The organism is Nonomuraea sp. NPDC049480 (assembly GCF_044465905.1).
GTDB lineage: Bacteria > Actinomycetota > Actinomycetes > Streptosporangiales > Streptosporangiaceae > Nonomuraea.
This window is the reverse complement of record NZ_JBITMD010000025.1, coordinates 22,698-45,759: the sequence shown is the minus strand read 5'-3', so window position 1 is coordinate 45,759 and position 23,062 is coordinate 22,698. Positions and strand designations below refer to the sequence as shown.

The 23,062-nt window shown below is 66.0% G+C and carries 22 protein-coding genes and 1 tRNA gene; 12 read left to right on the top strand and 11 right to left on the bottom strand.

All coding sequences use genetic code 11. The annotated features are described in order from the left end of the window. Positions 1 to 66 precede the first annotated feature (66 nt). On the top strand, positions 67 to 1,050 hold the full coding sequence (locus ACIBX3_RS46820) for an NAD-dependent epimerase/dehydratase family protein (RefSeq protein WP_397127155.1): 984 nt from the start codon (positions 67 to 69) through the stop codon (positions 1,048 to 1,050). Between the two features lie 221 nt (positions 1,051 to 1,271). On the opposite strand, the gene ACIBX3_RS46815 is transcribed toward ACIBX3_RS46820, so the two are convergent. Further along, positions 1,272 to 1,712: an NUDIX domain-containing protein gene (locus ACIBX3_RS46815; protein ID WP_397127154.1), complete on the bottom strand. Its 441-nt coding sequence runs from the start codon at positions 1,710 to 1,712 to the stop codon at positions 1,272 to 1,274. Positions 1,713 to 1,878: 166 nt separating this feature from the next. Further along, complete coding sequence (locus tag ACIBX3_RS46810; RefSeq protein WP_397127153.1) at positions 1,879 to 3,663, bottom strand: bifunctional metallophosphatase/5'-nucleotidase; 1,785 nt, start codon at positions 3,661 to 3,663, stop codon at positions 1,879 to 1,881. Between the two features lie 107 nt (positions 3,664 to 3,770). Between ACIBX3_RS46810 and mshD the strand changes: the two genes are divergently transcribed. Then, the gene (mshD, locus tag ACIBX3_RS46805) at positions 3,771 to 4,676 is read left to right on the top strand and encodes a mycothiol synthase (protein ID WP_397127152.1); all 906 of its coding nucleotides are present in this window, start codon (positions 3,771 to 3,773) and stop codon (positions 4,674 to 4,676) included. A 9-nt stretch (positions 4,677 to 4,685) separates the two neighbouring features. Here the strand turns inward: mshD and ACIBX3_RS46800 are convergent, their stop codons facing one another. The 3 genes from ACIBX3_RS46800 to dcd form a co-directional block, all read right to left on the bottom strand. After that, complete coding sequence (locus tag ACIBX3_RS46800) at positions 4,686 to 5,690, bottom strand: anion permease (protein WP_397127151.1); 1,005 nt, start codon at positions 5,688 to 5,690, stop codon at positions 4,686 to 4,688. 5 nt (positions 5,691 to 5,695) lie between these two features. After that, positions 5,696 to 6,313, bottom strand: coding sequence for a DUF47 domain-containing protein (locus tag ACIBX3_RS46795; RefSeq protein WP_397127150.1), 618 nt, complete (start codon positions 6,311 to 6,313; stop codon positions 5,696 to 5,698). Positions 6,314 to 6,564: 251 nt separating this feature from the next. Next, positions 6,565 to 7,140 carry a dCTP deaminase gene (gene dcd / locus ACIBX3_RS46790; RefSeq protein WP_397127149.1) on the bottom strand — a complete coding sequence of 192 codons (576 nt, stop codon included), beginning with the start codon at positions 7,138 to 7,140 and terminating at the stop codon, positions 6,565 to 6,567. Positions 7,141 to 7,240: 100 nt separating this feature from the next. Between dcd and ACIBX3_RS46785 the strand changes: the two genes are divergently transcribed. Next, positions 7,241 to 7,311: transfer RNA gene (locus tag ACIBX3_RS46785), tRNA-Gly, on the top strand. A 106-nt stretch (positions 7,312 to 7,417) separates the two neighbouring features. On the opposite strand, the gene ACIBX3_RS46780 is transcribed toward ACIBX3_RS46785, so the two are convergent. Further along, on the bottom strand, positions 7,418 to 8,062 hold the full coding sequence (locus ACIBX3_RS46780) for a tyrosine-type recombinase/integrase (RefSeq protein WP_397127148.1): 645 nt from the start codon (positions 8,060 to 8,062) through the stop codon (positions 7,418 to 7,420). 550 nt (positions 8,063 to 8,612) lie between these two features. Between ACIBX3_RS46780 and ACIBX3_RS46775 the strand changes: the two genes are divergently transcribed. Next, positions 8,613 to 9,209, top strand: a complete 597-nt coding sequence (locus ACIBX3_RS46775; protein ID WP_397127147.1) for a hypothetical protein — start codon at positions 8,613 to 8,615, stop codon at positions 9,207 to 9,209. A gap of 595 nt (positions 9,210 to 9,804) precedes the next feature. Here ACIBX3_RS46775 and ACIBX3_RS46770 read toward each other — a convergent pair. The 4 genes from ACIBX3_RS46770 to ACIBX3_RS46755 all read right to left on the bottom strand — a co-directional run bounded on the left by ACIBX3_RS46770 (position 9,805) and on the right by ACIBX3_RS46755 (position 12,550). Next, positions 9,805 to 10,425 (bottom strand): SMI1/KNR4 family protein, encoded by a 621-nt coding sequence (locus ACIBX3_RS46770; RefSeq protein ID WP_397127146.1) that lies wholly within the window; start codon positions 10,423 to 10,425, stop codon positions 9,805 to 9,807. Between the two features lie 392 nt (positions 10,426 to 10,817). Further along, positions 10,818 to 11,447, bottom strand: a complete 630-nt coding sequence (locus tag ACIBX3_RS46765) for a hypothetical protein (RefSeq protein WP_397127145.1) — start codon at positions 11,445 to 11,447, stop codon at positions 10,818 to 10,820. 437 nt (positions 11,448 to 11,884) lie between these two features. Then, positions 11,885 to 12,046 carry a hypothetical protein gene (locus tag ACIBX3_RS46760; RefSeq protein ID WP_397127144.1) on the bottom strand — a complete coding sequence of 54 codons (162 nt, stop codon included), beginning with the start codon at positions 12,044 to 12,046 and terminating at the stop codon, positions 11,885 to 11,887. A gap of 186 nt (positions 12,047 to 12,232) precedes the next feature. Continuing rightward, positions 12,233 to 12,550, bottom strand: coding sequence for an excisionase family DNA-binding protein (locus ACIBX3_RS46755; protein WP_397127143.1), 318 nt, complete (start codon positions 12,548 to 12,550; stop codon positions 12,233 to 12,235). 355 nt (positions 12,551 to 12,905) lie between these two features. On the opposite strand from ACIBX3_RS46755, the gene ACIBX3_RS46750 reads away from it, so the two are divergent. From ACIBX3_RS46750 to ACIBX3_RS46735, 4 genes are all read left to right on the top strand, one after another. Further along, positions 12,906 to 13,502 (top strand): hypothetical protein, encoded by a 597-nt coding sequence (locus ACIBX3_RS46750; RefSeq protein ID WP_397127142.1) that lies wholly within the window; start codon positions 12,906 to 12,908, stop codon positions 13,500 to 13,502. A gap of 381 nt (positions 13,503 to 13,883) precedes the next feature. Next, positions 13,884 to 14,789, top strand: coding sequence for an Imm10 family immunity protein (locus tag ACIBX3_RS46745; RefSeq protein ID WP_397127141.1), 906 nt, complete (start codon positions 13,884 to 13,886; stop codon positions 14,787 to 14,789). A 417-nt stretch (positions 14,790 to 15,206) separates the two neighbouring features. Further along, positions 15,207 to 15,440 carry a hypothetical protein gene (locus ACIBX3_RS46740; RefSeq protein ID WP_397127140.1) on the top strand — a complete coding sequence of 78 codons (234 nt, stop codon included), beginning with the start codon at positions 15,207 to 15,209 and terminating at the stop codon, positions 15,438 to 15,440. After that, positions 15,440 to 15,832: a type II toxin-antitoxin system VapC family toxin gene (locus tag ACIBX3_RS46735; RefSeq protein ID WP_397127139.1), complete on the top strand. Its 393-nt coding sequence runs from the start codon at positions 15,440 to 15,442 to the stop codon at positions 15,830 to 15,832. The genes ACIBX3_RS46740 and ACIBX3_RS46735 overlap by 1 nt, the downstream gene beginning before the upstream one ends. 385 nt (positions 15,833 to 16,217) lie before the next feature. On the opposite strand, the gene ACIBX3_RS46730 is transcribed toward ACIBX3_RS46735, so the two are convergent. Then, positions 16,218 to 16,841 (bottom strand): hypothetical protein, encoded by a 624-nt coding sequence (locus ACIBX3_RS46730; protein WP_397127138.1) that lies wholly within the window; start codon positions 16,839 to 16,841, stop codon positions 16,218 to 16,220. A 281-nt stretch (positions 16,842 to 17,122) separates the two neighbouring features. Between ACIBX3_RS46730 and ACIBX3_RS46725 the strand changes: the two genes are divergently transcribed. From ACIBX3_RS46725 to ACIBX3_RS46710, 4 genes are all read left to right on the top strand, one after another. Continuing rightward, on the top strand, positions 17,123 to 17,509 hold the full coding sequence (locus ACIBX3_RS46725; RefSeq protein ID WP_397127137.1) for a DUF6228 family protein: 387 nt from the start codon (positions 17,123 to 17,125) through the stop codon (positions 17,507 to 17,509). A 418-nt stretch (positions 17,510 to 17,927) separates the two neighbouring features. Continuing rightward, positions 17,928 to 18,128 (top strand): hypothetical protein, encoded by a 201-nt coding sequence (locus ACIBX3_RS46720; RefSeq protein ID WP_397127136.1) that lies wholly within the window; start codon positions 17,928 to 17,930, stop codon positions 18,126 to 18,128. Between the two features lie 764 nt (positions 18,129 to 18,892). Continuing rightward, positions 18,893 to 21,703: a BTAD domain-containing putative transcriptional regulator gene (locus tag ACIBX3_RS46715; RefSeq protein ID WP_397127135.1), complete on the top strand. Its 2,811-nt coding sequence runs from the start codon at positions 18,893 to 18,895 to the stop codon at positions 21,701 to 21,703. 242 nt (positions 21,704 to 21,945) lie between these two features. Next, positions 21,946 to 22,377 carry a hypothetical protein gene (locus ACIBX3_RS46710; RefSeq protein ID WP_397127134.1) on the top strand — a complete coding sequence of 144 codons (432 nt, stop codon included), beginning with the start codon at positions 21,946 to 21,948 and terminating at the stop codon, positions 22,375 to 22,377. The last annotated feature ends 685 nt before the right edge of the window (positions 22,378 to 23,062 follow it).

Genomic DNA, 23,062 nt, shown 5'->3' with positions numbered 1-23,062 from the left:
TGTGGCGATTCCGCTGATGGCGTGGACGGCTTCCCGCGTGCGGGTGCCTCGGTCAGAGTGGGCGCCATGAGAGTTCTGGTGCTGGGTGGTACGGAGTTCGTGGGGCGGGCCGTCGTCGAAGAGGCGCTGGCTCTCGGGTGGGATGTGACGGTGTTCAACCGGGGCAGTCATGAGCCGCCCGCGGGCGTGACGGCGTTACGCGGTGACCGGTCGGCGGCCGGCGGTCTCGCGGCGCTGGAGCGCGGCGAGTGGGACGTCGTGGTCGACACCTGGTCGTGGGCGGCCTCGGCGGTCAGAGACACAGCGTCGCTGCTGGCCAGGAGGGCCGGGCACTACGTCTACGTGTCCAGCAGGTCCGTGTACGCCGACCCGGTGCCTTTCGGAGCGGACGAGAGCGCGCCGGTCGTGGCGGCGTCCGCCGACGATGAGGACGCCTCCGACTACGCCAGGAACAAGGCGGGGGCAGAGCTGGGAGCCGTCGCCGCGTTCGGGGAGCGGGCGCTGCTGGCGCGGGCCGGGACGATCCTCGGACCCTACGAGAACATCGGGCGCCTGCCGTGGTGGCTCAGCAGGATCGCGCGTGGCGGGCCGGTGCTCGCGCCCGGGCCTCGTGATCTGGGGTTGCAGTACATCGACGCGCGCGACCTGGCCGTGTGGTGCCTGCGGGCCGCCGAGCGCGGCGTCGGCGGGGCGTTCAACGTGGTGAGTCCTCCCGGGTTCGTGACGATGCGGGAGCTGCTCGAGACCTGCGTGAAGGTGACCGGGTCCGATGCCGGGCTGCGGTGGGTCGACGCGGAGCCGATCCTGGCGGCTGGGGTGGCGCCGTGGACGGACCTGCCGATCTGGCTGGTGGGCGAGGACCACGCATTCATGCACGGGGGTGATGTGTCCAAGGCCCTGGCCGAGGGGCTGCGGTGCCGGCCTGTCGAGGAGACCGCGGCCGATACGTGGGCGTGGTTGCGGAGCATCGGCGGCGAGGCTCCGACGCGACCGGATCGGCCGCGGGTGGGGCTCGATCCGGCGGTGGAGGCCAGGCTGCTGGGAGCTTGACGGGCCGGCTCGGGATTACCGCGGCACGATGGCCGCGAAAAGTCGGAGCCACCGATCCGGATCCGCTGCGCCACCCCCGTGAACAGGCATCACACTGTTGTTCGCGGCCATCACGTGCTCCTCTTCGTCCCCGGACGAGCCCCTCCAAGGATCGCGTGCTGGCCGTCATCGTTCATGGAACGCTCAGCGGGGACGGAAGAGGTGAGTTGCGCTTTTCCGGTTCACCGGTCGAAGAGTCGGGAGAGGAGCATGCTCTGGCCTGACTGCAGCACATGGCCGTGTTCGACCGGGATCCAGAAGCATTCGAACCGGATCGGCTCCCCGTCCCCGTCGTTGTCCTCCTGGCCGGCCCAGCGCTCAGGAGTCTCCTCGTGAAGCGCCAGCTGGAAGACGTGACAGCGGTGGATCTCGGCACGGTACGGAGTGATGTCGTACTCATACGTGCCGAGTTTCCTGACGACCGTGAGCTCGTGGAGCCCGGTTTCCTCCCGTGCCTCCCGCAGGGCGGCCTGCTCGGGGTCCTCTCCCGGCTTGACGGTGCCACCGGGGACCTGGATGCCGACCTCCTCGAAACTGTAGTCCACGTGCCGGAAGACCAGCAGGCGCCCGTCCCGGACTATGTAACAGAGGGCCTTGTCGCGGATCGGCTTGCCGGCAGCCATGACCGTCTCCTTGAGGCGAGAGGAGACGCGATCATAGCGATCACGGCGCCGAATGTGCGCCTCCTCGAGGACCTGCTGATCACCTTCCGGACGAAGCGAACCGCACGGACGGAAAACGGGTCCGCCCCAACCGTGAGGGGCGGACCCGTGGGGTGTGTGCGCGGGGTCAGCCGACCGCGGTGATGCGGTTGGTCGCGGGCGGGGCGACGGGGCTGTTCGTGCCGAGGTAGTCGACGAAGGCGTCGATGTCCAGCGGCCCGCTCCACAGCTCCGTCCCGTCCCGGAAGGCGAGGAACGCGTCGCCGCCGCCGACCAGGAAGTTGTTCGCCGCGACCCGGACGGTCTGCGTGTCCGTCACCGGCACCCCGTCGATCTTCATGTCCGACACCTTGGAGCCCCAGGCGGCGCTCCGGTTGTAGGTGTAGGTGAAGTTCGCCGAGGGCTGCAGGATCTTGGTGAACGCCTGGTTGTTGGGCCCGCCGGTGAACTGCTGCTCCAGCAGCGTCTTCAGCTGGGCGCCGGTCAGGGTCACGACCTGCATGAGGTTGTTGAACGGTTGCACGGCGAACGCCTCGCCGTACGTCACCACGCCGTCGCCCTCGCCCGCCGGCGAGCTCGCGTACCCCAGCGACGCCCGTACGCCGCCCGGGTTCATCAGGGCGATCTGGGCGTTGCCGCCGGTCTTGGTGGCGGCCAGCTGAGCGTCGGCGATGAGGTTGCCGAGAGCGGACTCGCCGGACGGGACGGCGGTGTTCGTGATGTCGGCGGTGATCGTACCTTCCGCCCTGTTGGCGACAGGCGCGACGCGATCCTTCCAAGTCTGCACGAAGGCCGAAATTTCAGGATCGGCCTGGACCGTCCGCGTGACGACATGGTTGTCCGCCACGACCGAGGCGCGGTCGATGTCGCGGGTCCGTACGTCCACGTTGAGGTCGACCTGCGTGATGACGCGCCCGAACGAGCCGCCCTGCGAGTAGAGGCGGTCCCTGCCCGCCGGGTCCTTGACCCGGCACAGGTACGCCTGGTGCGAGTGCCCGCTGAGCACGATGTCGACCTCGGGGTCGACCTGCGTCGCGATGCGGTTGCCCAACCCCGGGATGGCGCTGCACGCGTCGGGCGACTGGCCGGCGTTCACCTGGTCGCCCTCGTGCACGAGCACGACCTGCGCCTTGACGCCCACGAGCTTGAGGATCTTGGAGGCGACGTTCGCGGCCTTGACCTCGTCCACGAACTTGAGGTCCTTGATGCCCTCGCTCGTGACGATGCTCGGCGTGGTCTGTGTGACCAGCCCGATGAAGCCGACCGGCACGCCGTTCATCCACTTGACGCTGACCGGCGGCAGCGCGGGCACGCCCCAATCAGCCAGCAGCTTCCTGGCCCGCTCCTGCTGGGCGCCGAGCGCGGCGAGCGCGTCGGTCTTCTCGTTGGGGTTCTTGAACAGCACGTTCGCGCCGACGTAGTCGAACTTCGCGCCCTTCCATTCGCCGGCCGGCGAGCAGCCGTCGACCGGGTGGCAGCCGCCGTTCATGATCCGCCGCAGCTCGGCGTACCCTTCGTCGAACTCGTGGTTGCCCACCGCGGCCACCTTGAGCCCCAACTTGTCCATGAACTCGATGGACGGCTCGTCGTGGTACGCGGCCGAGATCAGCGGCGTCGCCCCGATGAGGTCGCCCTGGGCCACGGCGATGGTGTTCTCGTCGGCCAGGGCCTTCATGTGCGTGGCCACGTACGCCGCGCCGCCCGCGTCGACGGTGTGGCCGTGCTCGTCCACCATGCGGCCGGACGAACCGGCCGGGGGTTCGAGGTGGCCGTGGAAGTCATTGAGCGCGAGCAGCCGTACGGGGACCGTACGCCTGGCCTTGCTCGCGTCCGCCGGGAGGGTGGCGAGGAGGACCGCCCCCGAGGCGACGGCTCCGGCCAGCGCCAGCCGGAGGAGGGATCGAGACGTCATGGCCTAAGACGTTACGGCTGGAATCCATGCGGCCAATGGCGCAAAGGTAACGATTTACCCGGCCACCGCATGGCGTTATTTGCCAGGTGTACGCCTAGAGTTCTGGTGTGAGTGCGCGCGTGAAGATCAGAGAACGGCTTGGCGATGCGGAGATCGCCGAGGTGCTCGGCCTGGTGGAGGCGGCGACGGAGGCCGACGGCGTCCGCCCGCTCAACGAGCACGTGATGCTCCATATGCGGTACGGCGGCGATCCCCAGGCACGCTCGCTCCTGCTGTACGACGACGCCGCCCTGGCGGGTTACGCCCACGTGGACCCGACGGACGAGGTCGAGGGCCCGAGCACCGAGCTGGTCATCCACCCGGCGCACCGCCACCGGGGCCACGGCGCCCACCTCCTGCGCTCCGTGCTGGAGCTGACCGACGGCAGACTGCGCCTGTGGGCGCACGGCGATCATGCGGGCGCCGAGGCGCTGGCGGCGCGGTTCGGCTTCGAGCGCGTCCGCTCGCTCTGGCAGATGCGCCGCTCCCTGTTCGCCCCCGTGGACCCGGAAACCCTGCCGGACGGCGTACGGTTGCGGACGTTCGTGCCCGGCGAGGACGAGGAGGCCTGGCTCAAGGTCAACGCCGCCGCCTTCGCCCACCACCCGGAGCAGGGCGCGTGGACGTTGGACGACCTGCTGCGGCGCGAGCGGGAGCCCTGGTTCGACCCGGAGGGCTTCTTCCTGGCCTTCCGCGGCGACAAGCTCGCCGGCTTCCACTGGACGAAGATCCACGGCTCCTCGGAGCACGGACACGAGCCGCTCGGCGAGGTGTACGTCGTCGGCGTGGACCCCTCACAGCAGGGCACCGGCCTGGGCAGGACCCTCACCCTGACCGGCCTGAGCCATCTGCGCACGCGGGGCCTCGCCCAGGCGATGCTGTACGTGGACGAGGCCAACACGGCGGCGATCAGGCTGTATGAGTCCCTGGGCTTCGCCCGCTGGGACGTGGACGTGATGTACGCGATCGTGTAGTCGGGGTCGTTACTCGATGATCGCGTGGAGGAGGTAGTAGGTGAGGGCGGCCACCAGGGCGGCGGCCGGAATGGTCAGGATCCAGGCGGTGATGATGTTGCCGGCCACACCCCACCGCACGGCGCTGAGCCGCTTGGTCGCGCCCACACCCATGATCGCCGAGGTGATCGTGTGCGTGGTGGAGATCGGCGCGCCGAACCCCATGGCCGCCACGTAGAGGACGGTCGACGCCGCCGTCTCCGCCGCGAAGCCCTGCGGCGGGTCGAGGGCGATGATGCGCCGTCCCAGCGTGCGCATGATGCGCCAGCCGCCGGCGTACGTGCCGAGGGAGATCGCACCCGCGGCCGCCAGGATGACCCACTGCGGAATGGGATCGTCCGGCGCGACGTAGCCGCCGACGACGAGAGCCAGGAAGATCACACCCATCGTCTTCTGCGCGTCCTGCAGGCCGTGCCCGAGCGCCATGGCGGCGGCCGAGACGGTCTGCGAGTAGCGGAAGCCGCGGTTGGTCTTGCCGGGCTGACTGTTGCGGAAGATCCAATAAATTGCGATCATGATCAAGGCGGCGAGGCTGAACCCGATCGTCGGCGAGAGGATCATCGGGATGACGACCTTCTCGAAGACGCCGTCCCAGTGCACCACGCTGGCCGAGGCCAGCGCGGCACCCACCAGGCCGCCGATCAGCGCGTGACTGGAGGAGGAGGGCAGGCCGAAATACCAGGTGACCAGGTTCCAGGCGATCGCGCCGATGAGTGCCGCGGCCACGATGACCAGGCCGTGTGAGCCGTCCGGCGCGTCGATGATGCCCTTGCCGACCGTCGAGGCGACCTGGGTGCCCAGGTGGGCGCCGATGAAGTTCATGGCCGCGGCCATGAACAACGCGGCCCTGGGGGTGAGGGCCCGGGTCGAGACAGAGGTCGCGATGGCGTTCGCCGCGTCGTGGAACCCGTTGGTGTAGTCGAAGGCCAGAGCGATGACGACCACGCCGATGACGAGGGCGAGCGTGAGGTCCACGGGTCCTAGCTTTCCTTGACCGCGATCGACTCGACCGTGTTGGCCACGTGCTCGAAGGCGTCGGCCGCCTCCTCCAGGGAATCGACGACCTCCTTCATCTTCATGACCGTGAGCGCGTCGTACTCGCCGCTGAACAGCTTGGCCAGCAGCCTCCTGTAGACGTGGTCACCCTGGTTCTCCAGGCGGTTGACCTCGATCCAGTACTCGTTGAGGTTCTTCATCGACCGCAGTCGCGGCATGGCCTCGGCCGTCAGCTCCGCGGCCCGCTCCAGCACCTCGACCTGCCGGACGACGTCCTTCGGAAGGTGATCGATCTGATACAGCACGATCAGATCGGAGGCCGCCTCCATGGCGTCCATCACATCGTCGAGGTTGGACGCGAGGCGGTAGATGTCCTCGCGGTCGAACGGAGTGATGAAGCTCTCGTTGAGCCGGTTCATGATCGCATGGGTGCGTTCATCGCCGGCATGTTCGCAGGCGCGCATCTTCTCGGCCAGGGCTTCTCTGTCCGAGCCCTCGCTGATGATCTCCACCAGCAGTCGCGATGCCGTGACCAGGTTGTTCGCCGAGTCGGCGAACAGGTCGTAGTAGCTGTCCTCACGTGGCGTGAGACGCAGGCGCACGTCGTTCTCCAGATGTGCGGGGATGGTCCGTGAAGAGGGTATGGCCTACCAGGCGAAATGCGAACTTCATGTCCCCTTCGCCTAATGGCTACCCGTCGTATGTTGTGCAACACCGAGATTGAGGGTACTTCTAAGGGTTTCTTGCAGCTTGCACCCCTCTCGACCAGTCCGTATGCATCCGCCCGGCCGTGAGGAATCGCCTCCCCGATTACCTCAATGTTCCCCCGTCGTTCACCTGATGTTCATCTTGTTCATATCTTCGTGCGATGGAAGTTCCGGTACGACCTGGACGGCGTGGGCCCGCGCTGACCCTGGTACCGCGAGCCGTACTTGGCCGACCCGTACGGATGCTCGGCCGGCGAGCTCAGCTTGAACACGCACAACTGCCCGATCTTCATCCCCGGCCACAACTTGATCGGCAGCGTCGCCACGTTGGACAACTCGAGTGTCACGTGCCCGCTGAACCCCGGATCGATGAACCCGGCCGTCGAATGCGTCAACAACCCGAGCCGCCCCAGCGAACTCTTCCCCTCCAGCCGCGACGCCAGATCGTCGGGCAACGTGATCACCTCGTACGTGGAGGCCAGCACGAACTCGCCCGGATGCAAGATGAACGGCTCGTCGCCATCCGGCTCCACCATCCGCGTCAGATCCGGTTGCTCCACCGCCGGATCGATGTGCGGATACCGATGGTTCTCGAACACCCGAAAGAACCGGTCGAGCCGCACGTCGATGCTGGAGGGCTGGATCATGTCCCGGTGGAAGGGGTCGAGCATGAGCCGGCCGGCGTCGAGCTCGGCGAGGATGTCACGGTCAGATAGCAGCACGCAGAGCAACTTACCGTTCGGGTCGGAAGTCCGGGGGGCCGGGATTGCTGTTGTGGGCCAAGTTTCCGGTACAGTGAGGGACGCGACGTTCGGGTCGTGCGCGGGTGTAGTTCAATGGCAGAACATCAGCTTCCCAAGCTGACAGCGCGGGTTCGATTCCCGTCACCCGCTCTCATTGTGAAAGCCCAGGTAGACCGATGGATTCGGTACCTGGGCTTCGTTGTTTCCTAGAGCTGTTGATCTCTGCGTGCCATTAGCGTGCCATTAGGGCTTGTGGTCACCCGGCGGGAACCAGCAGGCCGGGCGGGCCGTCCTCGTCATCGTCGCGTGCCCGTTCGTGCCCGATGAGGTGCTTGTCGATGGCTTCGGTGATCAGCTTGTCGGCTCCCCGGACGGCGTGCTGATAGATCATTGCAGCGCGGACGTTGTCGTGTCCCATGCGTGTCATGAGGTCCTTGAGGCCCGCGCCAGAGTCCGCAGCAATCATGTTTCCCGTGTGGCGGAGATCATGGAAGTGCAGCCCCGAAACGCCGATCGCCCGAGCGGCCTCCATCCATCCGGCGAGCTTGTTGAACCCGCTCCGCCGCATAGGGCCGCCCTTGACCCCGGTGAAGATCAGCGCTCCCTCTTCGGGCTTCACATACAGCTGCAGGTGCTCCTTGATAGCCGGGATGATCGCCTGTGGGATGCCGACGATCCGCCTGCCTGCCTTGGACTTCGGCGGACCAAGGACAAGCTCTCCAGTGGAGCGTTCCACATAAGTCAGACGCACGCGGACTGTTCCCGCGTCGATGTCGAGATCGGCTCTTGTGAGTGCGGTGATCTCGCCCCAGCGCAGGCTTGCGAAGGTGGCCAGCAGACGAAGGCCCGATAACGGCGATCGTGCGTGCAGTCGGCCTGTCCGGTGTCGATCATCCGCCACAGCGCCCGCTCGGCCTCGGCCCGTGTCGGGAAGACCTCTGGAAAGGTACGCATCTCGCCGTGCCTTTGGAAGCGCACGCGGTACCCCTCCCCTCTCTTGAGGCCCCGGATGCTCCCCACGGGACGACGCCCGATCTTGTCCGCCAACTCGAAGACCTGGCCCACGGAGAGAACCGGTCGCTCCTCGGCGTGCTCGTCGCCGGCCCCGCGGATGCGGCACGGGTTGCGCGAGATGATCCGGTCCTCTTCAGCCGCCGTCATCAGCACGGCACGCAGCAGTCGGTACGCCTTGGCCGCCATGCTCACGGAGACGCCCTTGCCGAGCAGGTCCGCCCGCCACTGCCGAATCATCGCCGTCAAGCGGCGGCGCGGCGCGCCGCCGTACCCCGGCCCTCCGCCCGCCCGCCGTCCGGGCGTGCGGCCTGGGGGCCGGTCCCGGACGGCGGCGAGACACCGGGCCGCGCACCGCACGCCGCCCCCGCCGCACCGACCGAACGCACCGAGCGCGGTTGCCACGCCGCCTCCTGGCATCTTCCGCGACAATCAGCACCGTGATCGATCATTACCGCAACCTCTTCGACCGGCACCAGTGGTTAGAGCACGCGCTCTGCTGGACTGTTGTGCAACCCCTGGACGAAGAGATCACAATGGACGACCTCCTGCGGCAGCTGAACGGAGGCCGCGAGCCCCAACAACGCACCATGGAATATCCCACGGAAGAGGCCTATACGGAGGACCAGCCGGTACTCTTCGCCTTCGAGGGCGAAAGAACCTACGGCTTCCTGGAGTTCAGCTACGGCTACGCCACACCCGATCACATCCTCATCGAACTCAGCAAGACGTCACGGGTATGGATGACGACCTGGCACACCTTCGGGGGATACACGATCCTCTACGCAGCCGACGGCGAGATCAAGGCACGGATGGGCTCCTTCATCTTCGCCGAGCACCGCATCCAGGAGGGCGACCCCAACATCCACGCCGATTTCCTGCCGATGCTCGACAGCCTCGACCCGGAGGACTACCGCGGCAAGCTCAGCGCGGCATTTGCCTTCATCGAGGCATCCACCGGCATGCACCTGGAAAGCGAATGGCTGGATGTAGAAGAGGCACCCGTCATCATCCTCGACAACTGGAATGAAGAGTGAACGCAGCCGACCGGACATAGCGCCGGTGACCCTAAAACGCATGCCTCCGGCGGGGGCGCTCCGGCTCCGGGATGATCGCCGCGTCAGCTGTCTGGGCCGTAGGTGGCGGAGGCGGAAGCCTGATCATCCCGCCCACCATCGACCCGGGACAAGCCGAGCGGGCCAGGGCCACGGGGCCAAGGTCGTTCGTCCGGTGGGGCGCTCCACCTTGACCCCGTGGCCCTGGCCCGCTTCCCCTTCGGGCGGGTCGACGGCAGACGGGATGATCAGGCGGGCAGGGGTGTGCGCGCCGCGCAGGAAACACCAGGTCGCGGGCTGATCGTCGTGCCATTAGCGTGCCATTAAGGGCGGTAACGAGGGGTCAACCACGGTCACTCACGACCGACCTCAGTCGCAGGTCAGCGCCCCTACGAGCCGAGATCACTGCAATTCCCAAGCTGACAGCGCGGGTTCGATTCCCGTCACCCGCTCTCAGCGTGATAGTCCAGGTCGGATGCGAAACCCGGGACTTGGGCTTTCTTGATCGCCTTAGCCCAGATCGTGGTGAAAGCGCTCCTCCTGAACTGGCCCCGTGCTCGCTTACCAAGCCAACCCGTCAGTCATCGGACATGTGACGGCGCTCCCAGTTGCCGGCCTTCCTGCCCTTCACCCATACAGGCGGCGACCACATGCACGGTTCCTCCTCTTCTCCGATGGTGCTCACCGCGATCTCTGCCTCATCTTGCGGCGAGACCTCGAAGTAACCGTCATAGAACGGTTCGGCGAAGTCGCAGGCAATCGACTCCGCGAGCCACGACGCGAAGGTGATGTCCTGAGGGAAGAGCGCATGATCCAAGCAACACAGATTGGGGTCCCATCCCCACATCGCGCCCCCGGGATCGCGGCAATCCAGCAGTGACGCGATTGCACACCCCCAGTCCAACAACTGGATCATGCCCGCGCATCGTCCGTAGGACTCGGTTCGAAACGCCAAAGCCGATTCAGTGATGTCCGCGAAGATGTCGCTTTTCCAGAAGTCATAGCCCTGTACACCGATGATGCCACCGCGAGGACCGAAACCTCCGTTCCCCACCTCCAGATACAACCGCCGTAGCAGCGAAGGAAGCGGGTAACCGATGGCCTCTTCAGCCTCAGCGACCGCCTCGGACGAGGCCACCGGTAGTACATCGGGCCCGGGGTCTGACCGTATCGCTTCGAAGATCTCATCCTCGGTCATGATCTGCACTCCGCGTACTGGGACCGCTGGAGGAAGAGCCAGAAGTCGTCCACGTCCATAAGACTGCATGCTGCCAGCTTCGACCGACAATGCCACAACACAGAGGCGCCGACCGCGTGCCAGATCCGTGCCAGAACGAGCGGCAATCAGCGGTGAATCACGGGGACTCAGGGTCACTCGACCAGCCTCGACCTGCACCCCCGTTTTCCCAGCTCAGCAGGGCAAGATCAGTAGATGGTTCCCAAGCTGACAGCGCGGGTTCGATTCCCGTCACCCGCTCTCAGTGCGAAAGCCAGGTCAGGGATACTTGCCGACCTAGGCCTTTCAATCTTGTGTAAGAACATCGACGCTACTCAACCGCTGTGTCCGAGCAAGCGCCTGAGCCAAATCGCCTACTCCTCAAACCAGGCCACCAAACGGACCGCCTCGTCTCCATGAACGTGCGCGAGGGCGCGCATGACTGTCCACACCGCATGCCAGAGACCGTCAGGTGGTACGAGATGGCGGCGCGTGGCACGTTCGACGCGGAAGACGGTGTCCCCGGCCCTCCACTCGGTACCTTCATCCCACAGCACAGGAATCTGTTCAGGATCAACCGTCAAGGTGTCCACGCCGCTGACGCGAGCGAATCTGCGGCTCCATACCGAGCGGTAAACGAGTTCCAGCGTTCGATCGGGAAGCTTCCGGTACTGGGCTATGTCAGTCGGATGGAGAGCCGGTTCATCCCAATCGATCGCGGTGACCTCGTCCCAGCTCAACCAGGTGACGCCGAATGCAGCCTCGCCCCATTCCGCCAATTCCGCTCTGGCGGTCTCCGACGCATCCAGGGGCAGCCCGCGATCGGCCGCAATCGGTCGCCAGTTGCCTGAGCTGCGTACCCCGAAGAGGCAATCGAAGGCGTCATAGTCTCTGGTTACTCCCAACATCGACAGGGAGATGGCAGCGCACCAAGCTCGCTCATCAATGTCGAGCCCGCGAGTCCACGTGCGGCACTCGACAAACCCGTGGATGGAGGTTCCCATGCGTAAATGGTCTTGCCCGTGCAGCGGCGCTGTCCAGCAACTTGGATGATCAGGAGGTGTCCTCCGCGGGGGCGCTGCGACTTCGGGTGATCGCCATGCCCGTATGGACGGGTGAAGTCCGTATGTTGGCCGGGGTGAACGCCTGGGCAGGCGGGTAGGAGTGGGTGCGGTGCGCCAGGCCATGCCCGCTGCGTGCCCGTTCGTACAGCGATCAACGGGGAGTCGCGGGGACTCACGGTCACTCGACCGGCATCGGCCCAGGTCAGCGTTTCCCCTGCTCAGAGAGCATGATCTTGAAAGGGTTCCCAGGCTGACAGCGCGGGTTCGATTCCCGTCACCCGCTCCAACTGTGAAAGCCCAGGTAGACCGATGGATTCGGCATCTGGGCTTGGATCTTGTCTAAGATATTTGATCTCTGCGTGCCATTTGGCACGTGATCATCCTGTGGGTACCAGCAGGCCGGGTGGGTCGTCCGCGTCATCGCCGCGTGCCCGTTCGTGCCCGATGAGGTGCTTGTCGATCGCCTCCGTGATCAGCTTGTCGGCTCCCCGGATGGCGTGCTGAGAGATCATCGCGGCCCGGACGTTGTCGTGTCCCATGCGCGCCATGAGGTCCTTGAGGCCCGCGCCAGAGTCCGTTTCCCGTGTGGCGAAGATCATGGAAGTGCAGGCCCGGAACACCGATGGCCCTTGCGGCCTCTGTCCATCCGGCGAGCTTGTTGAACCCGCTCCTTCGTATCGGGCGGCCCTTGATCCCAGTGAAGATCAGCGCTCCCGCCTCGGGCTTCACGTAGAGCCGCAGGTGCTCCTTGAGAGCCGGAATGATCGCCTGTGGGATGCCGACGATCCGCTTGCCCGCCTTGGACTTGGGCGGGCCAAGGACCAACTCGCCTGTGGAGCCTTCCACATAAGCCAGACGCACGCGGACCGGAGAGGCGCGACGGTGCTCGCGATGACGAAGGCGATCAGTGCTGACTCACGGATGCGGACGTGCCGCCCGACCTTCACGAACTCGATGCGGCGTTCGGCAATCAGTCGGCGGACGAAGCGAACCGAGGTGTAAAGCAATTCGGCCGCTTCCGGGACGGTGAACAGTTGGTCCAAGATCTCCTCCTCTCAGGTTGCCTGCGGATTTGCCGAAAGACTCTGCTCTTCAAACGGCGGCCCGGCGCGCCGCCGCTTGCCCGGCCCTCCGCCCGCCCGCCGTCCGGGCGCGCGGCCTGGGGCCGGTCCCGGACGGCGGGGGACACCGGGCCGGGTGCCGCACGCCTGCCCCGCCGTACCGACCGAACGCACCGGCCGGGGTTGCCGCGCCGCCGCACAGATGCATCTCACGATCGCCACTGCGTGACCACTGCACGCGCTTGGGCGATCGACGATCCACGCAGCATTCTCACCGCAGCTCACTGGAGGAGCCGAGGGCTGTTTCACTCCTGGCAGCTTCCGCGACAATCATCACGTGATCGATCACTACCGCAATCTCTTCAACCAACAGCAGTGGTTTGAGAGCGCCCTCTGCTGGACCGTCGTGCAACCCCTCGACGAAGAGATCACAGTGGACGATCTCCTGCGGCGGCTGAACGGAGGCCGTGATCCCGAGGAACGCACCATGGCGTACCCCAGAGAGGATGCCGGCGAGGAGGACTTGCCCGTGCTCTTCGTCTACCAAGGCGAAGGAGCCTGGGGTTTCCTCGAGTTCTCCCAGGGCTTCGCCACGCCCGATCACATCCTCACCGAACTCAGCACGGAGTCACGCGTGTGGATGACGACCTGGCACTTCAACGGGGGATACACGATCCTCTACGCAGCCGACGGCAAGATCAGGGCACGGATGCGCAATTTCATCTTCGCCGAGCACACCCTCCAAGAGGGTGATCCGAGCATCCTGGCCGAGTTCCGCGCCATGCTCCACAGCCTCGACCCGGAGGATTACCGCGGCAAGCTCAGCGCGGCGTTCGCCTTCATCGAGGCGTCCACCGGCATGGGTATTGAAGCCGAATGGCTGGACGTGGAAGAGGCGCCCGTCATCATCCTCGACAACTGGAATGAGGCCTGAACCGCAGCGCTCGACTCTAGCGCTGGCGAGTGTCAACCCCAGGCCTCCGGCGGGGGCGCTCTGGCTCCGGGCTGATCGTCGTGCCATTAGCGTGCCGTTAAGGGCGGCGACGAGGGGCCAACCACGGTCACTCACGACCGGGCTCAGCCGCAGGCCAACGCCTCTACGAGCCAAGGTTCCTGCAATTCCCAAGCTGACAGCGCGGTAACGATTCCCGTCACCCGCTCCAACTGGTGAAAGCCCAGGTAGACCGATGGATTCGGTACCTGGGCTTTGATCTTGTAAGGGGCGTCTTCTCACCCCCGGTCGGGCGTAGCCACCCCGAAGGACACCCAATAGGCTCCTGCCCTCGTTCGCTCGATAAGAAAAGGCCCGGTGAGCATGACGTCCGACCGCGTGCATGAACTCTGCATGGAGATCGGACGGGCCGTGAAGGGCGGCGCCCCGGACAACTGGCAACATGTCCAGGTCCATCGTTGCCAGCTCGGCACCTTCAGCACAACCGAGATCAGTTACGAGATGGCGGACGGGGTTCGGCGGACTCAACACATCGAGGGTTTCGACGACCTTTTCCACCAGTTGAAGGCGGCCGCGTACAAGCCGGGCGAGGGGACGTGGTTCGTCTGCCAGCTCGATTACAGCCCGCACGGAAAGTCATACAACTCCATGCTGCACACGTTCGCCGTCGAGTGGCCTTTCGCCCAGGACGTCGAAGTGCCCGCTTCGGCCTACGTGGAGGAACTGATCATGTTCCCGCGCAGGCCGGACCTCACGCCGCCGTGGATGACCGCAGCATGGCCCGAAGGCGTGCCCTTTCCTGAAGCCGGGTCTCCCCCGCCCCTGTCGGCCGGCGCCGACGAGGAGAGCGACCGCACGTGGCCGCCCCTCAGGGACATGGTCGTGCGGGCCGTCGGCCGGGACGACGACTCGGAGACGATCACATTCGGCATGGCCGAGTACGAGGACGGCACCGGGAATGCCTTGATCTTCATGATGTCCGCGGAGGAGCCGGACCAGCAGGAGATCGGACTGGGCATGGACACGTACTGCATCGTGCGGGAGGACCAGAGCGGCACCACCTACGGCGGCGTGACCCACTGCGATCTCGCTTACGGGCGCCTGACGCTTCACTTCACCGAGAAGGCCGCGCAGGAACTGGGTGTAGAGCTGGTTCTCCGGCTCGACCTCCAGGTCGATGACGACAGCATCGAACTCCTCAAAAACAGCCTGCGAGAGATCTTGCTGTCTGGTCGTCACGACCAGCGTCCTCACTCCGTACATCTCTGATCGCCGTGCAATTAGCGTGCAATTAGACAGGGTGACGAGGGGTCAACCACGGTCACTCACGACCGGCCCGAAGCCCAGGTCAGCGCCCCCACGAGCCGTTATCGGTGCAGTTCCCAAGCTGAGAGCGCGGATTCGATTCCCGTCACCCGCTCCAAGGACGAAAAGCCAGATAAGGATGGTTTCCGACCTGGCGTTGATCGTTTATAGAGCTCTTTTCGATCTTCTATGCCCGTTATGTGCATGACCCAGGCGAACGGGCATGCCAAGGGAGTGAGCGTGCGCCTACGGCAGGCTCTCACGTTTCCGCTATTCAGACGTTTCCGCAGAGGTTTTCATTTGTTCCGCGCTGGGCGTGCGCCGCGGAGGGAAGGCAGGCCAGGACTTGCCACGTAAGACAAAGCGTCTTACAGTGGCTGCATGGCTGACACCATCACCATCCGCAGCGACTCGGAGACCGAGCACGCACTGGATGTCCTTACCCAGGACGGCAGCTCGCGCTCGGCGGCTATCCGCCAAGCCGTGCTGGAAGCCGCCCTTCGTAAGGAGCGCGCTGCCGCTATGCGTCGCGCTGTCCTGCGTATGCCGCTCGGCGAACCGGACGGCATCGACATCGCCGCGGAGATCGCCCACAGCCGCGAGGACGGACGCTGATGATCTATCTCGACTCGGCCGCCGTCGTGAAACTCGTCCACGCCGAGGCCGAGTCGCAGGCATTGCGCGACTGGCTCGACGAACGGGCGGAGACCGGATGGACGAGTTCGGTTCTGCTGGAGATCGAGTCATCACGGGCCCTAGCACGCTACGCCCCAGAAGCCGTTGCCCGACTTCACCTGGTCCTCGACCTGATCGAGTTGGTGGAACTGGACGCCGGCATTCGCATCCTGGCCCAGACTGTGAGACCGGTGACCGTACGGAGCCTGGACGCTATCCATCTGGCAACTGCTCTCCGCATCCGCCCCCAGCTCACTTCATTCGTCACGTACGACAAGCGACTGGCCGATGCTGCCCAGACAGCCGGACTGACCATCGACATGCCTGCCTGAGACATCTCTCCACCACCGGGAGCTCCTGACAGGGCTCCTGGCCGCGGATACCTGTGACGTCGCGCGAGCAAAGCGGCACCGACAAGACTGGCCGTCTCGAGAACAAGCGCGAAAAACTAGCTGCACGCGATCTTCCGGAAGCCGATCGACCAGTGCATGCAGTTCTTCACGCATCGCGCTCATGCTCGCAGTGTGAACGGCCTGACGCCCCCATGAGGACTCACACCTTTGGTGAAGGTGGAGCAGGGATGATCACGTACCTGATTGTTGAGTACCGGCGGGTGGTATAGATCATCCAGGTAGTCTGGCACGGCTGACCGAGCTCAGAAGCAACCGGTCGTCTGCCCGTACTCCGGCGCGCATCCCCATGCATGCGCCGATGCGATCAAGGTAGTTCACCGACCGGTGCGACGGTATGCGTCCCATCGCCGGTGCACCGCCAAACGGCCGTCCCATGTTCGTATCCGGCGTGCAGGCCGTGATCGTGCGTGGCGCAGACAGGCCAGACCTTCCAAATCAACTCCATGATCGTTTCTTGGACAGCATCGGCGACATCCGCGAGCGCCCCTTGAGCGCTACTGCCTGCGATGGGTTCGATGCCGTTGCCGTGATAACCACCCTGGAACTCCACCCAGGCGAGACCTCTGCTGTCCCAGTCGTAAGTGACCAAGCGGAGCGTGCCGTTGATTCCTCTGGTGCGAACGTCGCGCTCCACGACCTCTAGCGCATGCTCCAGCGTCGCCCACAGACGAGGTTCGAGGGCGAAGGTCGGCTCGAAGTTGGTCTCGCTGAGAAGGCTCTCGCCCAGGCGGGTCAGGTCGGCCGTGGTCAGATGGGCGGCGGGGCGTTCGAGGAGCTCTTGCGTTGCCGGAGTGCTCGTACCCCCTTCCTCCAGTGAGAAGGCAAGTTCGAGGACGGATTCGGCGTCGAGGCCGCCGTCGCGCAATGCCGTGTAGATGCGGCCCATCAACTCGTCTTCCACCTGCTCGGCTTGCTCTTCGGAGTGCACGCTGCAGTGTTGCCTACTGCATTAACCCAGGCAAGCAAGATCTTCCGTGCGGGATCGAGGATGTACGACGGATCCGGGTCACCCTGGCCCCCTTCCCCTGCGGGCGTGCCGACAGCAGGCGGGATGATCTCAGTGCAGGCGACTGTGCGCGGGTGCGCAACACTGTGATCTCGTGCAGGCACACGAACTGATCGCCGTCGTGAACCAGTGTTGGAGCAGTCATCGTGGAACGCTTGGAAGCTGAACGTCCAACTCCGGAGGTCCAAATACCAGGCCCAGGAGTGACCCTCATCAGGCTCGCGCAGTGCGAGCGGCCACACGACGACGCCTTGATGCTCTTCCTTGCTCAGGCCGAGTCAGCTGGGCTTCACGCCGAGGTAGCCGTGGAGACCATCATGGGAGACGGCCTCGCCGACTTCCTCGAGAATCTGGTAACCGACTTCAAAGGGTGGCCCGGAACACGGACATGGACGTCCTATAGCGCTGATCTTCAGCTGGAAGCCATCCACTCAGGTCACTGGGTAGATCTCCGCTGGACCCTCCGTTTTCCGAATCCGAGCGAAGATCCGGACGACATGTGGACCGCCACCGTTCGTACCCCGATTCTCCCTGGAGAGCCCTTGATCAATCTCGCACGAGAGGTTCGCAGCTTCCTCTACGACGAGTGAGCTACGCATGCCGGCTCTTCGAAGTTAAGCGGGTTGGGGACCTCAGTGCGTGTGCTGAGTCAGAAAGCTCAGCGAGACCGCTGACACGGGCCGTCGCGAACGCGCTGGCGCGTCGCCGCCGCGATGCTCGCACGGGAATTCGAGTCGCCAGGTTCCTCGATCTCGCTGGCCGCGGCATCTACTGTGGTCACTTGGCCCCCTTTAGGTCACTTCGGTGACCTTGGACAGCAGTTCCGTGGATCCCCCTTGCACGGGATTTCTGGCACATCCCATCCACGCGGACACCGTGGCAGACCACGAGGGGGCGGGCGATGAATAGACAGTCCATGGCTGTGACAGGGATTGCCGTCGCGCAGGGGGCGGGCGCACAGAACCGCGGGGCATCGAAACAAGGGTCGTCGGCCGGGCCGTGATGGCCGTGATCACGGCTGCCATCACGGTCGTGACGGTCATGGGTGTGGCGGCGCTGCCGACCGGGGCGGTGGTCCCCGGCCAGAACGGCAAGATCACCTTTACTAGCACCCGGGACGGCATCAACGAGATCTATTCGATGAACGCCGACGGTAGCGGGCAAACCCGTCTCACCAGCAACCCCGCCATCGACCGCGAGCCCGACTAAGCCGTCGCGGTAACCGCCCGCAAGATCAAGAGTCGCATAGCCCAGACTCACGGCCACGGCCAGAGCCACGGCCAGAATCAGAGCCAGAGCCAGAGCCAGAAGATCCATATCAAATGCCGGGATCGCAGGGGTGGCCGCTGCCGAGTCCCGGTTGGGTAGTCGTCTTGGCGTTCCAGTGCACGCCGGGCCGACGGCCGCCCGTCAGGGCGGGCGCGCGGTCGGGGGCAGGTGGGCATCGGGCACAAGCCATGGACAGTCCGCAGGCAGATCATCCCTGAGTCACCGGGCGACCTGAACCCGTACCAGCGGGCCCTACAAGCGTGACACTGAGATCAGCCCGTCCGCCGTCGTCGTCCGCACTGTCGCCAGGGGCCATTGCCCACAGCGCTAGCTCTGCCTCCGCCCTTGTCAGGAAGACCTCGAGATGTGCGCATCTTTCCGTGACGCTGAAACCGCAGCTGGTAGACCCCGTCCTTGACCTTGCGCACGTTGCCGAAAGGACGACGGCCGAGGCGGTCAGCCAGTTCGAAGACCTAAGGCGGGGACGCAACCGGGCCGGGGGCCCGGTAGGGGTACGGTGGCCGACCCGCTGTGGCTGGTTCACGCATACTCCTCGGACGATTCAGCACAAGAACGCCACGAAGCCAAGCGGGTGAACGTTTCAGCCGTCAACGAGTCAGGCGCAAAGCCGGCCCGGGAACCTGGCGCCGACGTACCAAGACATCGTTACGCTCTAGATCCGGTGACGAATGGGAGCGCTCCGCATGGGTTTGGAGATCAGGTTCCTCGGTCCGTGGGAGATCACGACGGGTGACCACGCGGTCAAGCTGGCCGGGCAGCGGCGGATCGGGGTCCTCGCCAGGCTCGCTCTGGACACAGGACAGGCCGTCCACGCCGACCGCATCCTCGCCGACGTGTGGGCGGGCAGTTCGGCGGCGACCGCGGCCAAGCAGCTCCACATCGTGATCTCCAAGCTCCGAGAGACGCTTGTTCCTCACGGCGGTGAGGACATCATCGAGACCGTGCCCGGCGCTTACCGGCTCACCCTCGACCGTGACCGCGTCGATGCGCACCTGTTCACCCGGCTGGCCCTGCGGGCGCGCACCGCCCGCGCCCAGAACACGACGGCGACCGCCGACGCGCTGTTCCGCCAGGCGCTCGGGCTTTGGCGAGGGCCGGCGCTGGCCGAGGTGGACGCGCCATGGGCGAGGATCGAGGCCGGCCGATTGGAGGAGGAACGGCTCGCCGTTCTGGAAGAGCACGTCGATCTACGGCTCGCCGCCGGGGACCACCACGCCGTGGCCGCCGAACTCGCCGCGCACGTCAAGGCGCACCCGCTGCGCGAGCGGCCCGCCGCCCAGCTCATGCTCGCCCTGTACCGCGACGCGCGATCTTCCGAGGCGCTGGCCGTCTACCAGGACACCCGCAGGGTCATGGTGGAGGAGCTGGGCATCGAACCCAGCAACGAGCTGCGCCGCCTCCACCAGGCCATCCTCGTCCGCGACCCGGTGCTCGACCTCAGCGCCCCGGCGCAGGAGGTCACGCTGGCCGAGCCGGTCGTGCCCGCCGAGCTTCCCGCCGACACGCAGGCGTTCACCGCCCGGGCCGCCGAGATCGAGCGGCTGCGAGCCGCCCTCGTCACGGACGGCGGTTCCACGATCGCGGTGATCGACGGTCCCGGCGGCATCGGCAAGTCCGCGCTCGCCGTACACGTCGCGCATGCCGTCAGCGGCCGCTTCACCGACGGCGTTGTCTACGTCAACCTGCACGGCGCTACCGCCGGGCTTGCCCCGCTGACGTCCATCGAAGCGCTCCGTCACCTGCTGCGCTCGCTGGGCCTCGACGGCAGTGCCGTACCCGTCGACCCCGGTGAGGCCGCCGCCCGCTACCGCTCGCTCACCGCGACGTGCAACCTGCTGGTGATCCTCGACAACGCCCGCGACGTACGTCAGGTCCGCCCTCTCATCCCAGGCGGGGCCGGCTGCCGGGTCCTCATCACCAGCCGCGACCCGCTGGCCGTCCTGGACAACGCCCACCACCTGCACCTCGGCACGCTCGACGACTCCGACGCGGCCGCGCTGCTCACCCACGTCGTCGGCGCCGACCGGGTACGCGCTGAGCCGGAGGCGACGGCGGAGATCGTACGGCTCTGCGGTGGTTTCCCGCTCGCGCTCCGGATCGCGGGCGCCCGGCTGGCGGCCCGCCCCGTCTGGGCGATTTCCGATCTGGCGGTACGACTCGCGGACGCCACCCGGCGCCTGGATCTGCTGGAGTACGCCGACCTGGCCGTGCGCGCCGGTATCGCGGTCAGCCACCAGCAACTGCGCGAGGAGCCGGCCGGACGGGACGCCGCTCACCTACTGGCCCTGCTCGGCATGCTTGAACTGCCCACGCACACCCCCGCCGCCACCGCCGCCCTGGCCGGCTGGCCGGAACACCGCGCAGAGGCCGCCCTGGAACGCCTCCTGGACGCCCGGCTCCTCGAACCGGCAGGGCCCGGCCGGTTCCAGTTCCACGACCTGGTCCGCCTCTACGCCCGGGAACAGGAACTTGCCGCAGAGGAGCGGGCAAGCGCGATCCGCCGCGCTCTGCACCACTACCTGGCCACGGCGAGGCAGGCCGACAGACTGGCGGCGGCCGGCACCACGGACTTCGAATACTTCCATTGCGAGCAGACCGGGGAGGAGATCACCACCCTGGAGGCCGCGAACCAGTGGGTCGAGCGCGAACGCGACAACCTGCTGGCCGCGGTCCGCCAAGCGGCCCGTGACTCCACCGATCGGACGGCGGCCGTTCTCGCGAACGTCACCCAGTGGCTGTTCGACCGGCGGGGTTGGTTCTCCGAGCTTGTCGAGGTGAGCGAGGAGGCTCTGCGAGGTGCCGGAGAGCTGGAGGACTGGGGCTCCATGGCGCCCCTGCACCAGGGGCTCGCCTCCATACACCAGCAACTCGGACGTTTCCAGGAGTCCCTGGACCACCTGGAGGAGGGGCTGGCCTGCTGGGACCGGGCCGGACTGCCGGACCGCAAGGCGGGGATGTACAACGACCTCGGGACCGTCTACGCGATGATGGGCCGCTACGACGACGCCCTGGCCGCGCTGGAGCGTGCGCTCGTCATCGTCGAGCGTATCGGCCGCAGGGACCACGAGTCCTACGTCCGCAACAACCGGGTGCACGTCTACTACCGTCAGGGGAGATTCGGGGAAGCCGTCGAGGAGGCACGGCACGTCCTGGCCATGACGGAGGAACTGGACGACACCGGGAGCCTCGGCATCGCCCACGACACCCTGGGCGATGCCTACCGGGCCAACGGCATGCTCGCCGAGGCCGCAGCGGAATACCGCCACGCCATCAAGCTCCAACGTGAGGTCGGCTTCACGCTCTACTCCGCCGTGTCCTGCTGGTGGCTCGGCCACACTCTGCACGACCTGGGACGACGGGAGGAGGCGCGGGCCTCCTGGCGGGAATCGCTCGACCTGCTTCGCCAGGCCCGTCTCCTGACCCCCGTCGAGGTGGCGGCCTACCTGGCGCAGCCTGTCCCGGACACGCCGGAACCCATCAAGAACCAGCTGTGAGCGCTACTTCCCGGCTAGTGTGAGAGCGACGTAAGACTCCCACGCCACGACCCGGACAGCGCGGTGCTCAGCCGATGATCGCTGGAAAGTGTGAGTGAGGCTCCCAGTCGTCCTCGACACCCGAATCCACAGGGTCTCCAGTCGTCCCACCCGTCGAGTTCCTGGCGGTCGCTCGTGTTGACTCCGACTCCGGCATCGGTGAACTGGGTGCGGACCCGTTCGGTCATCTTCTCCGACATGTAATGGTGGTGCAGGTCGAGCCGGTCCAGGTTGCGGAAGATCGGGGTGTCCACGCTCGCCTGCAGCTGGGCGGAACGGTGCCGTCGTGGCTGTGCGGCGGAAAGGTCACCAAGGACCTCGGGGAGCACTTCGAGGTCGGCTACAACGCGCTGCACCACCGTCTCGGATACGACGACATTCCCTACGCCACGCGATGGGTCGAGCAGAACCGCCCCGTCGGGGTGTCCCACTTCCTGGGCTGGGAGACCCTCACCCACGCCCAGAACCCGCACTACGCCGGGATGGGCGCATCGGCCACGCCGGACTTCAACGCCGACGGCGTGGGCAACCTCTTCTCAGCCGCCTCCGGGACGCTGACCGTCTGGAACGGCAAGGGCGGCAACCGGTTCGGCCCGGCTGCCGCGATCAGTCCCGGCTGGACACCGTACTTCTGAGAGATTCCCGGCCCGGACGACGACCACAGGCAGTTCCCCGCCCCGGCTGCCCGATTCTTCGGCGGCGCAGATCCTTGGCGGCTATCGGGAGCGGGGAGAGGAAGGGGCGAGGCGGTCGTGAACCAAGCGCCGGCGTTCCGCCGAAAGACCGCGAGCAGTCATGGCCCTATCCAGAAGATCAGCATCGAACCCCTGCGCTGCCATGTGGTCGAGGAGAGGTTCGTATCGATCCGAACGATCACGCAAGAGTTCTGTGGCCAACCGCAGTTCCAGGCGAACCGCAGGAACACGATACGAGCCACACGTGATCAAGACGTAGTGCTGCCACGGGCCACGGCCAACGCACTCCATCCCATCGGAGTCGGTCTCGCGCTCAACCGTGCTGATCTCCAAATGGACCCCGTTCACCTCGTACCTAGCAAAATACTGGGAACTCTCGGGAAGCCAAGATGCCGCATATAGACAAGGAAAGGACGAAAGGGCGGCAGCGAACGCGTCCACGTCCTCCCGCCGAGCCACCAAGAGGTCGACATCCCCGACAGGAAGCTGAACACCTTGCAGCAGAGCGGCACCTGTGCCACCCACGCGGTACATCGGGTCGGCCCCCACAGCCCTCAGGGCGGTGAGAGTCGTCTCTAACGCCGACGCTACGTCCTCCAGCCGCAGAGACGCCTCACCAGCTCCC